Raw genomic sequence first — 11,927 nt, forward strand, 5'->3', positions numbered from 1 at the left:
TCCGACCACCCTTTCGAATCCACGGGAGAACATCATGAAAGCGCACGTCAGCTCGATCCTCCTCGGTGTCCAGGACCTGGCCCGGTCCAAGGCGTTCTACACCGAGGGGCTCGGCTGGAAGATCAAGAACGACTACGGCGTCTCGGTGTTCTTCGAACCGGACGGCGGCTCGTGGGTCGGCTTCTACGGCCGCGAAGGACTGGCCGGTCAGGTGGGCACTAGCGCCGAAGGCAGCGGGTTCAGCGGGCTGGTCCTCACCTACGTCGTCCGCAGCGAAACCCGCGTCGACGAGGTCGTCGCGGAGGCGGAGAAGGCCGGCGCCACGATCCTGAAAGCCGCGGGCGCCCTGCCGTGGGGCGGGTACGGCGGCACCTTCGCGGACCTGGACGGCTACATCTGGAGCATCAGCTACAGCGCGAAGGGCACGGATCAGCCTTACGCGGAGTGATCACCGCTGTGAGCCTGGCCCCGCGCGAGGAGCCAGGCTCACAGCGGCCGGATGGCGTCCGCCTGCTCGAATCTGTCGCGGCGATCGAGGATCGCCTTGGTGACGGCCTCCGGGGTCAACGCGCCCGGGCCGTACTCGTGCGCGAGGTCGATCCCCAGTTGCACGGACGCCTGGTCGGCGGGATCGGTGGGATGGCCGTCCTTCCAGTCGGCGGCGTTGGCGCCGGCGTGCAGGGTCCATTCGTCGATTCCGCCGAGGGTGCCGACGTAGCCGTAGTGGATGTTGGACCAGACGTCGTACCGGATCTGTCCCTGCAGCCCCGGCAGCGGGGTGAACGTGTTGTCCCCCGTGGTCATGTCCAGGATCCGGCCCTTGTGGTCCCACTGGGCGCCGGTGTTCACGAGGTCGTACCACGCCTTGAGCGCCTCGACCTTGTCGGCGATCGAGGTGAAGGGATTCACCTTGTCCTTCAAGAGATCCCGGATGTTCTGGAGCTCCGACGACTGCCCGTTGCGCACCATCTCGTCGGTGATGAACGCGAGAATGGCGTCGTATTCGGCGACCGGGTTCTCCGAAGCGTTCTGAGTGGTGACGCCCGAATCGAGGCCTTCGACCGACGCGACGCCCGCGGTGAGCAGGTCCCGGACCGCGTTGGCCACGACGAGGACGAAATCGCGCCGTTCCTCTTCGTTCCGCATGTTCGCGTAGGGCCGCTCCCGGTCGTCGACCGTCGCGCGGATGGCCTCCTTCACCTGCGCGACCAGCGACGCGAACCGGCTGACGTGGTCGAACAGCTGCTGACAGCTCGTCCTGACGTTGGTGGTCGTCCGTATCGTGCCCTCGACGCGCTGCGCGAACATCTCGCCGGCCTTGTCCCGCCACGCGTCCCGGATGTCGTCCGGCTCGACCCGCACCGGCGCGAACGCCAGTGACGCGTCACGCCAGGCGACCGCGAGCGCCTGGACCCTGTCCTCGTCGGTGTCCGGCCAGGCCATCGCGGGCTCCCGGCTCCCCCGGACGGCTTCGATCTCGGATCTGACGGCCGCCCACAATCCGTGGGCGTTGTTCGGCGGCGGCACGACCATCCCGGCCCTACTTCCCGAGCCCGGCGGCGGCGTCCCGATCCGCCTGGGCATAGGTCGCCGCGGAGATCCTCGCCCCGTGGCCGTCGGCCTGCCACAGCGCCGGGAGCGGATCGGCGTGACTCAGCACCGAGACCTCCGACGGCCGGTATTCGCCGAGGAAAGCCGTGCCGAGCGGGTCGACGCCGATACCCGCCCGCTCGGTTTCGATGGTCCGGCGGAACTTGCCCCACTCACGTTCCATGTCGTCACCGATCGCGACGAGTTGTGCCCCGATCCGGTTCACCGTGCTGATATCCATGTCGACGGACATCGGGCCTCCCTTCCCTTTCGGGCGATTTTCCGGCCGCTCGGCGAGGGCCGGGACGTCGTGGCCTGTACCGGCCAGACCGTGTCCTCCGCGTGTCAGTGCCGTGGCGGTCCGGTGTCAGGACGGTCGGCGATCGTTGCTTTCACAACGAGAGATCACCACCACCAAGGAGTTCGAAATGTCTGTCTTCCCCACGCCGGAGCCGATCACCGCCACGCTGACCATCGCCGGTGCCCGGGTGCGCGTCGCCGCGAGCGAACGCCCGGACACGGTGGTGCTGGTCGAGCCGATCGACGCCGCGAGCAAGTCGGACGTGAAGGTCGCCGCGAACACCAAGGTCGGCTTCGACGACGGGAACCTGTCGATCGAGACCAAGAAGGCGGGCGGCAAGAACGGTTCGGTCGCGATCACCATCGAGGTGCCCACCGGTTCGCGTCTGGTCCTGAACACCGCCTGGTCGGACGTCAACGCCGAAGGACAGTTCGGCGACTGCGCGCTGGAAATGTCGTCGGGTCAGGTCCGGATCGACCGCGCCGCGGCGGTGCGAGGCAACCTCTCGGCCGGTGAGGTCGCGATCGGGCACGTCGCCGGGACCACGGACCTCGAAGGCGGCTCGGCCGGAGTGCGGATCGGCGAGGCCGGCGGCGTCGTCAAGTACTCGGGTGCGACCGGGAAGGTCTGGATCGGGCACGCCCGGTCCGCCGTCGACCTCTCCGGTTCGGGCGGGAGCTTCGACATCGACCGCGCCGACGGCGACGTCGTCGCACAAGCCGCCAACTGCCCGATCCGCGTCGGACGGCTGTCGCGCGGTTCCGCCGAGCTGGCGAACGCGTCCGGCGGTATCGAGGTCGGCGTCGACGCGGACGCCGCGTCGGTGGATGCCAAGAGCACCAAGGGATCCGTGCGCAACTCCGTCGCCGCCGGTGGGAGCGTCAAGGTCCACGCGCGTACGCGGCTCGACGACATCGTGATCCACCGCGCCGCGTGACGCCGGTGTCCGAGGTGGTCGCAATCAGTCGGCTGATTGCGACCACCTTGCGCTTTGCGTTCGTTTGAAGTGGCCAGAGCAGGCTAACGCCGGTGGCCGCTGGGGTTTCGGGGCATCGAGTGTCTCGATTGCTGAATGCGGACATCTTTGACTTCTCTTCGCGGTCTTCGCGCACTTAAGGACGCTTCGCTGCTTTAAGGCTCCTTCGCGGTTGCCATTTTTCGGCAATTCTCTCCACTGGACCGTTCGGGCTAGCACAGGTGTTCGATTTGGGGTAGCTTTGGGGTCGTGGCCAGCAACGATGCATCCCAGGGGACGTCCACCGAGTGGTGGCGCGTCGACACCGCGACGCTGCATGCCCGCAAACAAGAACTCGAAGTCCTGAAGCGCCAAGCGGATGCCGAACAGAACGCGATCCTGGCGGAAATCAATTCCCACGGGGTGCGTGGGTGTAGCGGGCATTCGACGTTGGCCGCGTTGATTTTCGAGGACTTCCTGGTGACCGACAAGGAAGCCAGCGCCCGCGCCGACCGCGTCCTGGCCCTGCATCCCGGCCCATCCATCGGCGGAGACCCCGAACCGCCCCTGGCACCGTTGACCGCCCAGGCCGCCGCGGAGGGCGCGGTCGGTGGTGGCCAGATCGACGCGATCATCCGCACCCTCGCCCGCATCCCCTCCAGCGTGCCCGAGGACGACGTGCGGGCCGGGGAGGCGATCCTGGTCGAGCTGGCGCGCCGGGCGGGGCCACGGCAGATCGCCCGCGCCGGACGCCGCCTCCTGGACGAACTCGACCCCGACGGCAAAGAGCCCCGCAACGAAGACCCGAAGGACACCCGGCCGGAGTTGCGGTTCATCAAGCACCGCGACGGCACCCTCGGCCTCAAAGCCAGACTCGACCTGGAAACCTACGCCCGCCTGAAATCCGATCTGGACCCGATGGCCAAACCCCACAAAGCCATCGACGGGATCCGGGACTCCCGCACCCAGGACGAACGCTACGGAGACGCCTTCACCGACTACGTCCGGCTGAAAACCACCAGCCGCAACCTCCCCGGCCAAGCCGGCGAAGCCACCCACATTCTCGTCACCATGTCCTACGACGACCTGATCCGGGACATCGGCGAAGCACACCTGGATTTGGTCGGCCCGATCAGCGCCACCGACGCGCGCATCCTCGCCTGCGACGCCCGCGTCCGCCCCGGTGTCCTCGGCACCGCGGGCGAACCGCTGGACATCGGCCGCTCCAAACGCACCGTCTCCCTCGCTCAGAAGTACGCGTTGACGATCCGCGACGGCGGCTGCGCCTTCCCCGGCTGCGACATGCCCGTACCCCGCTGCACCGCCCACCACATCGTCTTCTGGCGCCACCACGGCGAAACCAAAATCGACAACCTCGTCCTGCTCTGCACCAAACACCACCGGCTCATCCACCACAGCGAATGGAAAGTCCAGATCGCCCAAGACGGACTCCCCGAATTCACCCCGCCTACCTACCTCGACCCCACCGGGACACCGAGGCGGAACACCATGCACCTCAGAACATAGGCCGAACCCGGTAAACCTAAGCTCCCCGATATCGATGACCGCTCGCCCTTGGAGTCGCTCGATGAAGCCGGCTTGGGATGGCTGCCCAACGGCCGCGACCTTGGCGGATTACCCTCGGCCGATGGCCGGCGGGTTCGTTGCGGCGCGCTTTTCCGATCGGACAGCCACAACCGGTTGACCACCGACGGGATCGCCGCGGTCCATGGCGCGAGAATCGGTCGCGTCCTCGACCTTCGCGGGAACGACCGCACCCCTGAGCACCGAGCCGGCCGAACAAGGCACGACCGTGCCGGCCCCCTACCTAACCATGCTCGACGAAACCCATCGCCGGATCGCGGACGTGCCGCCCGCTTCGATCACCGAGAATTACGCACGAACGAAAGGCTCCAGCGGTGACACGATCCTCCGGACGCTGGCTCATCTGAACGACCGTCACGGAGGTGTGCACGCGTATTTGTTGAAGGGCGGAGCGAGCCCTGCCCAGCTGGAGTCGCCCTAAAACCTCAGACGGCGAACCGGTCCAGCGCCGCCAGCTTCCACGCTCGTTTCACGTCGCTCGAGTGATGTCCCGAGTCGTCGTCGATCAGCAACTCCGCGCCGGGCCAGGCTCGGGCGAGTTCCCAGGCCGTGTCCACCGGGCAGCTCAGGTCTCGCCGTCCGTGGATCAGCACGCCGGGAATGTCCCGCAACAGACCGGCGTCGCGGATCAGCGCGCCGGGCTCCAGCCAGCCCGCGTGGGAGTAGTAGTGCGTGACGATACGGGCGAACGCGAGTTCCCATTCGCCGATCGGTCCATTGTGGATGGTCGCGCCGGGCTCCAGTGACAGCACGGTGTCTTCCCAGACGAGCCAGGAGCGGGCGGCCTCGGTCCGCACCCGGATGTCGGGATCGTCCATGAGCCGCGCGTAGGCGGCGACGAGGTCGCCGGTGAGATCACCGCGGAAGCGGGCCCATTCCTCGGGGAAGAACCGGCCGACGCCGTGATACAGCCAGTCGATCTCCGATGGCCGTGTCGTGCTGATGGAGCTGACGATGATCTCGGTGACCCGCTCCGGGTGCCGTTCGGCGTAGGCGAGCGCGAGCGTCGTGCCCCACGAACCTCCGGTGACGAGCCAGCGTTCGATCCCCAGATGCTTCCGCAGCCGCTCCATGTCGGCGACGAGATGATCCGTCGTGTTGTGCCGGAGGCCGGTCGCCGGGTCGCTCGCGTGCGGGGTGCTGCGGCCGCAGCCACGCTGATCGAACAGCACCGCACGGTAGCGGGCCGGGTCGAACATCCGCCGCATGCCCGGCGTACAGCCCTGTCCGGGGCCGCCGTGCAGCATGACCGCCGGCTTCCCGGCCGGATTCCCGCAGGTCTCCCAGTAGACGAGATTGCCGTCGCCTACGTCGAGCAGCCCGCTGTCGTAGGGCTCGGCCGGTGGATACAGATCGATCATGAACCATAGGCTAGACCGTCAGTGAGGCCACGAAACACTTTCGCCGCAACGAAGTTCAGCACACCGGCCCTTTCCTCTCCGCGCCCGAGAGGGCAGATTCAGTGACACCGGCGAAAACCACGGAACGGGGAACCATGTTCACCCTTGGTGTGGAAGAAGAGTTCGTCCTGCTCGACCCGGTGGACGGCTCGGTCGCGTTGCGGGCCCCCGAAATACTCGAGAGCCTCCCACCCGGGCCGGATGTCTCCGGTGAGCTGATGCGGTTCCAGATCGAGACCGCGACCGGCGTCTGCCGCGGCCTGGACGAGGTGCGCTCGGAACTGACGCGGCTGCGGCAGATCGTCGCGACGGCGGCAAGGGCCGACGGGTGCCTGATGGCGGCGACGGGGATCCCGCCCGGCGGCCTGCGGGGAGACACGCTCACCCCCGAGCCCCGGTACCGGCGGATGGCACAGGCGTTCCCGGACCTGATCCGCCAGGCGGGGACCTGCGCCTGCCATGTGCACGTCGGTGTCCCGTCGCGGGATCTGGGCGCACGGGTTCTCGCCGGGCTGCGGCCGTGGCTCGCGCCGTTGCTGGCGCTCAGCGCCAACTCCCCGGTCGAGAACGGCGCCGACTCCGGCTGGTCGAGCAGGCGCTTCCCGCTCTGGGACCGATGGCCGACGGCCCGGCCACCCGACGAATGGTCCGGCGCGGCCGCGTACGACCGGAGCATCGGGGAGGCCGTGCGCGACGGTGCCGCCCTCGACGCGGCGGGGGTGTACTTCTACGCCCGCCTTTCCCCTCGATATCCCACGGTCGAGGTGCGGATCGCCGACGTCTGCCTGTCGGTCGACGACGCGGTGCTGCTCGCCGCGCTGGTGCGCGGGCTGGTCGCGACCTGCGCGGCGACGACGAGGCCGCCGCGCGCCCGCGGTACCCGGATCGGCGCGGCCTTGACGGCGGCCGCGCGCCGGGGGCTGGACGGGCCGGGCGTCGACGTCTTCACCGGAGGGGAGGCCGGTCAGCGCGATCTGCTCGGCGAACTCGTCGAATTCGTCCGGCCGGCGCTCAGGGCGGCGGGTGACGAGGAGGACGTCGAACGTGGGCTGGAGGCGCTGTTCGACCACGGCACGGGCGCGGCCCGGCAACGCCGGCTGCTCGCGGAAGCGGCTTCCACCGGCGAGTTCGCCGCGGAGCTCGCCCACGCCACGATGACCGTCCCGGCCAGGTGAGCCGCCTCGGCGTCACAGCCAGCCGGACTCCCTGGCGATCCGCACCGCGTCGACCCGGTTGCGGGCGCTGAGCTTCGAAACGATCGTCGTCAGGTAGTTCCGCACGGTACCGGCGGACAGGAACAGCTCGGCGGCGATCTCGGTCGGGTCGGAGCCGACCGACGCCAGCCGGAGCACCTCGATCTCGCGGGTGGTGAGCGGGCAATCCTCGCTGTCCCAGGCGGCGAGCGCCAGATCGCCGTCGACGACGCGCCGTCCGGCGGCGACCCCGCGGACCGCGTTGGCGAGCCGGTCGGCGGGCGCGTCCTTGCGCAGGAAGCCGTTGACCTTCGCGGCCAGCGCCCGCCGCAGGGTGCCGGGGCTGCCGAGCGAGGTGAGGATCAGCGTGCGGACCCCGGGAAGCAGCTCGTGCAGCTCGGCGGCCGCGGTGAGGCCGTCCTTGCCCGGCAGGTCGATGTCGATGAGCGCGACGTCGGGGCGCGTGGACTGGGCGAGCGGGAGGATCTCGTCGCCACTCGCGCATTCGGCGACGACCTCGATGTCGGCTTCCAAGCCGAGCAGCGCGACCAGTGCCCCCCGGACAATGTGCATGTCCTCGGCCACCAGGACCTTGATCATCGACCCCATCTGCCTTTCCGCCCGCGTCGCTCCCCCGAGCCGACGATACTATCCTCACACACCCGTTCCGCGAAATGGAAACCGGCCCTTGACCACCGAGGGGTGCGCGGTCAAGAGCCGGTTCTGTGTTGTCGCGGGAATACGTTCTTCGCACCACGCCAACACGGTCGGGGGGTTCCGACGTGAATGCGCTACCAGGAATTCTGCCGGCGCCCGGCGCCGGGATCCAGTGCGCGCACCATTGCCGGACCGTGGTTTTCGCATGGCCGGGCCGTGCTCCGGGCGACCGTGAAATTTTCACGTCGTAGCGCACATGGATACATATCGTGCGATGAATCAAGCACTTCAGGAGTAGCGACGGCGAACAGTAGTGTCGGAAACCGCAAACATCCCAGAAATCCTCGAGCGAAAGGACGGCACAATGGATGAGACTGTCCGGCGAGCCGTGGAGCGCGCCATTGGGGCCATGCACGAGAAACTGGGCGAAGAGCTCACTATCGACGACATCGCCCGCGCCGCGACCTTCAGCAAATTCCATTTCAGCAGGGTGTTCCAGCAGGCCACCGGCGTCTCACCCGGCCGGTTCCTGTCCGCGCTGCGGCTCGACGAGGCCAAACGCCTGCTGCTGACGACCTCGATCTCGGTCGCCGACATCAGCCATCGCGTCGGCTACAACGGTGTCGGCACCTTCAGCACGCGGTTCAGCAACCGCGTGGGCCTCTCTCCCTCCGCGTACCGCCGGCAGGGCGGCTTCCAGCACCGCCTGGCGGGCGAACCCCTGCCCGGCGCGAAGCCGGCGATCGTCCGCGGCTTCGTGTCCGCGCCGCCGGAGATCTCACCCGGTCTCGTGTTCGTCGGCCTCTTCCCGACCCGTATCCCCGAGGGCGCGCCCGTGCGGCACACGGTCATCGACGTCCCCGGCCCCTATCAGCTGACCGACGTCCCGGAAGGCACCTGGCACCTCGTCGCGCACTGCGTGACCGGGCCGCTCACGCGTCGCGGCACCGGGCTCACCGGGCACCACGGGCCGATCACCGTCGAACCGGGCGTCACCGCGCGGCTGGCGGACCTGCGGGTGCGCCCCAAGGGCCTGTTCGACCCGCCGGTCCTGCTCGCGCTCCCCGATCTGCGGCACCGGCCGCAGCCGGTCAGGCGGGCCGCCTGAGCCTCACCCCGCGTGTCGTGAAAGGGCCGTTCAAGACGCCGGACGTCTTGAACGGCCCTTTCACGACATCCAGGGGCCCTCAGGCGGCCAGGCGGCCCGCCGACGGGGCGAGACCGTCCCGGATGTTCTGCCGCCACAGCTCGTACGCGGGCGTCCCGTCCGCGGCGTCCTCGGTGACCTCGGTCGAGTCGGCCAGGTCGACGGCCTCCTCGATGCTCAGCCCGGCGAGCGTCCGCGCGGCGAGGCGGGTGTGCGGGGGGACGAACGACGAGAACGTCCTCGCCTTCACCGCGAACACGACACCGAGACCGAGTTCGTCCTGGTATTCACCCGCGGCCTCGCGCAGCCTCTCCAGCCCGGCCTGGTCGCAGCCGCCCGCGAAGGTCGAGGCCAGCCCGACACCGCTCCACAGGTCCGGGCGGCGTCCGGCGGGGAAGCGGTCCACCGCCTCGGCGACCTTCACCGGGTCACCGCCGTTGATGAACCACAACGCCCGCCCGATGCCCTGGTCGCAGGCGCGGGGGAAGTACGCGGGGGCCCCCGCCCACGGGTACGGCTTGGGCACGAACTGCTCACCGACCCACTTGTCCGTGTCGAAGTAGGCACGATCGAAGGCGTAACCGTCGACGGCCAGCCAGCTCATCGTCGGGTGGAACGGGACGCCGTCGAGCTCCGGCAGCACCTTCTTCCACAGTGGCCGGGGCAGCCGGGCCATCGCGAACCCGATGCCGATGTAGGTCAGGAACACGTGCGGGAGGCCGGGGCCGCTCATCAGTTCGGCCGTGCGGTCCTTCCGGCCGCCGGGCATCACATCGAGGATGGTGAACGCCATCGCCGCGCCCTCGTAGGCGAACCCGCGCATCTCGGGCTCGACCATGTCCAGCCGCCGTTCGGCCTCCCACAGCGCCGGCGCGTCGATCCCCCATTCGAACCCGCACACCACCGCCTGCGGGATCGACTCCAGGCGTGCGGTCGTCGTCGTCGGCGGCACTCCGAAGCCGCGCCCCTCGAAACCGACCGAAGCCAGCGAAGGCGCGAACAGCACCTTACGCAGAGCACCCAGCAATGAGCTCATCACATACGTCCTTTGTGGATAGTGGCGAATTCGCGCGCGAACCGGCTCGTGCCGAGGACACCACGCCGCGGTCGCCGCCGGATCGACGTCCGATCGAGGCGGGCGCCGGTACCGCCGAACAGGCCATCTCCCGGCTCCGAAAAAGGACTGATTCACCCGTTCGCCGGATGAATTCACCGGAATGGAAAGTACTCAACAGAGGCTGAAAAGTACTCGGCAAACCTGTTTTACCGACTTCTTGCCTGACGGTGAGTAATCGAGCGCTCGCAGTTTTACCACACTCGAAGCCACGCCATCGTCGCAGCTCACCGGATCGCCGATCATGGCGAACCTGCCGCCGAAAAATGCGCAACCTTGTATCGTGCGAATCAGATTCACTCTTACGGGTTTGCTGGCTACACTGAGAGTTACCGTGTTTCTGGGGAAGAGGAGGTCGGAGTGATCCGAGTCCTGTTGGCCGAGGACATGCACCTGGTCCGCGGCGCCTTGGTGGCCCTGCTGAACCTCGAACAAGACATCGAGGTCGTCGCGGAGGTGGGTTCCGGCGACAAGATCCTCCCGATGGCGGCGGAGTACCTGCCGGACGTCGCGATCATCGATATCGATCTGCCCGCCAAAGACGGGCTCACCGCCGCTTCCGAACTCTGCCAGCAACTTCCCGACGTCCGCACGCTGATCCTCACGTCGCTCGGCCGCCCGGGCACCGTACGCCGAGCGCTCGACGCGAAGGTCAACGGCTTCCTGCTCAAGGACGCGCCCGCCGACAAACTCGCCAACGCGGTCCGCTCGGTCGCCACCGGCCGCCGGGTCATCGACAGCGAACTCGCCTTGTCCGCATGGGAAACCGAGGACTGCCCGCTGACCCCGCGGGAGGCCGAGATCCTCCGCCTCGCCGCGAACGGGCGCACGGTCGCCGACATCGCGGCGGAACTGTTCCTGTCGCCGGGCACCGTCCGGAACTATCTCGCCACCGTGGTGACGAAACTCAACGCCCGCAACCGGGTGGACGCCATCCGCATCGCCCGCGATTCGGACTGGCTCTGACCCGGCTCGCGTCTTCTCTTTTGCCGCAACCGGTTCAGCGCTCCAAGTCGTGACGATCGCATACGGGGCAAAGAAAAAATCACGGTCTGCCGTGTGTTGCCGGCACTGTTCCGAAGGTTCCGCCTCTGTCACTGTCATTGAGGGGGAGTCCGGAGGGGCAGGGGATGCACGCGATGACGATCGAACCGGGTGACACGGTCGCCTCGACCGATGCGCCGCACGGCGTGCGCGCACGTCTCCTCGGCCCGCTCGAACTGCACATCGGTGCCGCCGATCGCGCGCCGAGCACGCCGAAACTCCTGCAACTGCTGGCGATGCTGCTCATCCGCCCCGGCAGGACGGTCCACGTCGACTCCCTCGTGCACGAGCTGTGGAACGAAGCCCCGCCCCGCAGCGCCCGCCGGGCCCTGCACACCTACGTCCACCACCTCCGCCGTCACCTCGACCCCGGCGGCACCGGCGATCTGCTGGTCACCAGCCCGCCCGGCTACCGGCTCGAGATCGACGCGGGCGTGGTCGACGTGGCGGAATTCCACCGGCTCCACCGGCTCGGCCGTGAACTGCTCGAAGCAGGCGACGACGCGGCCGCCGCGCACGCCTTCCGTACCGCACTGGACCTGTGGACCGGTCCCCCGCTGGCGAACATCCACTGTGGACCGACCCTCGCCGCCTACACCGTCTATCTGCTGGAGGAGCGGCGCGATGCCCGTGACCTGTGGATCGAGGCCGAGATCCGCGCCGGCAGGCACCGGGAGATGCTCGGCGTCCTGCGGTCGCTGACCACCGCGGACCCGTTCGACGAAACCCTGCACGCCCACCTGATCCGCGCACTGGGGCTCAGCGGACGACGCAGCGACGCCCTGGCGTCCTACGAGTGGCTGCGCTCCAGGCTCGAGGACGAACTGGGGGTGAAACCCAGCGCCGAACTGCGAGAGCTGCACCGCGAACTGCTTTCCGAGGGACACCCGGTCCGCTGACCGAGCACCACCGCCACCACCA

13 protein-coding genes are annotated in these 11,927 nt (G+C 68.5%); 8 read left to right on the top strand and 5 right to left on the bottom strand.

The features are described 5' to 3' along the window. Positions 1-34: 34 nt before the first annotated feature. Positions 35-448: a VOC family protein gene (locus NQK81_RS13600; RefSeq protein WP_257488481.1), complete on the top strand. Its 414-nt coding sequence runs from the start codon at positions 35-37 to the stop codon at positions 446-448. 38 nt (positions 449-486) lie between these two features. Here NQK81_RS13600 and NQK81_RS13605 read toward each other — a convergent pair whose 3' ends face one another. Together NQK81_RS13605 and NQK81_RS13610 are read right to left on the bottom strand one after the other, a co-directional pair. Beyond that, a complete protein-coding gene (locus NQK81_RS13605) occupies positions 487-1,533 on the bottom strand; it encodes a WXG100-like domain-containing protein (protein ID WP_257488482.1) in 1,047 nt (348 codons plus the stop codon). 7 nt (positions 1,534-1,540) lie between these two features. Then, positions 1,541-1,843, bottom strand: a complete 303-nt coding sequence (locus NQK81_RS13610; protein ID WP_126729889.1) for a hypothetical protein — start codon at positions 1,841-1,843, stop codon at positions 1,541-1,543. Between the two features lie 175 nt (positions 1,844-2,018). Here NQK81_RS13610 and NQK81_RS13615 point away from each other — a divergent pair, with 175 nt between their 5' ends. From NQK81_RS13615 to NQK81_RS13625, 3 genes are all read left to right on the top strand, one after another. Beyond that, entirely contained in the window at positions 2,019-2,828 is an 810-nt protein-coding gene (locus tag NQK81_RS13615; RefSeq protein WP_257488483.1) for a DUF4097 family beta strand repeat-containing protein, read from the top strand. Between the two features lie 288 nt (positions 2,829-3,116). Beyond that, complete coding sequence (locus tag NQK81_RS13620) at positions 3,117-4,373, top strand: HNH endonuclease signature motif containing protein (RefSeq protein WP_257488484.1); 1,257 nt, start codon at positions 3,117-3,119, stop codon at positions 4,371-4,373. A gap of 72 nt (positions 4,374-4,445) precedes the next feature. Beyond that, positions 4,446-4,769, top strand: coding sequence for a tyrosine-protein phosphatase (locus NQK81_RS13625; protein WP_257489750.1), 324 nt, complete (start codon positions 4,446-4,448; stop codon positions 4,767-4,769). A 107-nt stretch (positions 4,770-4,876) separates the two neighbouring features. Here the strand turns inward: NQK81_RS13625 and pip are convergent, their stop codons facing one another. Next, complete coding sequence (gene pip / locus NQK81_RS13630; protein ID WP_257488485.1) at positions 4,877-5,812, bottom strand: prolyl aminopeptidase; 936 nt, start codon at positions 5,810-5,812, stop codon at positions 4,877-4,879. Between the two features lie 134 nt (positions 5,813-5,946). Here pip and NQK81_RS13635 point away from each other — a divergent pair, with 134 nt between their 5' ends. Next, entirely contained in the window at positions 5,947-7,026 is a 1,080-nt protein-coding gene (locus NQK81_RS13635) for a carboxylate-amine ligase (RefSeq protein WP_257488486.1), read from the top strand. Between the two features lie 12 nt (positions 7,027-7,038). On the opposite strand, the gene NQK81_RS13640 is transcribed toward NQK81_RS13635, so the two are convergent. Then, positions 7,039-7,644, bottom strand: coding sequence for a response regulator transcription factor (locus NQK81_RS13640; RefSeq protein WP_192746871.1), 606 nt, complete (start codon positions 7,642-7,644; stop codon positions 7,039-7,041). A gap of 466 nt (positions 7,645-8,110) precedes the next feature. Here NQK81_RS13640 and NQK81_RS13645 point away from each other — a divergent pair, with 466 nt between their 5' ends. Further along, on the top strand, positions 8,111-8,809 hold the full coding sequence (locus NQK81_RS13645; protein WP_257489751.1) for a helix-turn-helix transcriptional regulator: 699 nt from the start codon (positions 8,111-8,113) through the stop codon (positions 8,807-8,809). 79 nt (positions 8,810-8,888) lie between these two features. Here the strand turns inward: NQK81_RS13645 and NQK81_RS13650 are convergent, their stop codons facing one another. Next, a complete protein-coding gene (locus tag NQK81_RS13650) occupies positions 8,889-9,884 on the bottom strand; it encodes a DUF1702 family protein (RefSeq protein WP_257488487.1) in 996 nt (331 codons plus the stop codon). A gap of 438 nt (positions 9,885-10,322) precedes the next feature. On the opposite strand from NQK81_RS13650, the gene NQK81_RS13655 reads away from it, so the two are divergent. Together NQK81_RS13655 and NQK81_RS13660 are read left to right on the top strand one after the other, a co-directional pair. After that, the gene (locus NQK81_RS13655) at positions 10,323-10,928 is read left to right on the top strand and encodes a response regulator transcription factor (RefSeq protein WP_465484252.1); all 606 of its coding nucleotides are present in this window, start codon (positions 10,323-10,325) and stop codon (positions 10,926-10,928) included. A 164-nt stretch (positions 10,929-11,092) separates the two neighbouring features. Beyond that, positions 11,093-11,905 (top strand): AfsR/SARP family transcriptional regulator, encoded by an 813-nt coding sequence (locus NQK81_RS13660; protein ID WP_257488488.1) that lies wholly within the window; start codon positions 11,093-11,095, stop codon positions 11,903-11,905. Positions 11,906-11,927: the final 22 nt, after the last annotated feature.

The sequence above is a fragment of the Amycolatopsis roodepoortensis genome (genome assembly GCF_024628825.1).
In the GTDB taxonomy this organism is placed as follows: Bacteria; Actinomycetota; Actinomycetes; order Mycobacteriales; family Pseudonocardiaceae; genus Amycolatopsis; species Amycolatopsis roodepoortensis.

Excerpts from the sequence above, each read along its gene's own strand:
- NQK81_RS13600 (WP_257488481.1), top strand. The coding sequence starts at position 35 with ATGAAAGCGCACGTCAGCTCGATCCTCCTCGGTGTCCAGGACCTGGCC.
- NQK81_RS13605 (WP_257488482.1), bottom strand. The coding sequence starts at position 1,533 with ATGGTCGTGCCGCCGCCGAACAACGCCCACGGATTGTGGGCGGCCGTC.
- NQK81_RS13610 (WP_126729889.1), bottom strand. The coding sequence starts at position 1,843 with ATGTCCGTCGACATGGATATCAGCACGGTGAACCGGATCGGGGCACAA.
- NQK81_RS13615 (WP_257488483.1), top strand. The coding sequence starts at position 2,019 with ATGTCTGTCTTCCCCACGCCGGAGCCGATCACCGCCACGCTGACCATC.
- pip (WP_257488485.1), bottom strand. The coding sequence starts at position 5,812 with ATGATCGATCTGTATCCACCGGCCGAGCCCTACGACAGCGGGCTGCTC.
- NQK81_RS13635 (WP_257488486.1), top strand. The coding sequence starts at position 5,947 with ATGTTCACCCTTGGTGTGGAAGAAGAGTTCGTCCTGCTCGACCCGGTG.
- NQK81_RS13640 (WP_192746871.1), bottom strand. The coding sequence starts at position 7,644 with ATGATCAAGGTCCTGGTGGCCGAGGACATGCACATTGTCCGGGGGGCA.
- NQK81_RS13645 (WP_257489751.1), top strand. The coding sequence starts at position 8,111 with ATGCACGAGAAACTGGGCGAAGAGCTCACTATCGACGACATCGCCCGC.
- NQK81_RS13650 (WP_257488487.1), bottom strand. The coding sequence starts at position 9,884 with ATGAGCTCATTGCTGGGTGCTCTGCGTAAGGTGCTGTTCGCGCCTTCG.
- NQK81_RS13660 (WP_257488488.1), top strand. The coding sequence starts at position 11,093 with ATGCACGCGATGACGATCGAACCGGGTGACACGGTCGCCTCGACCGAT.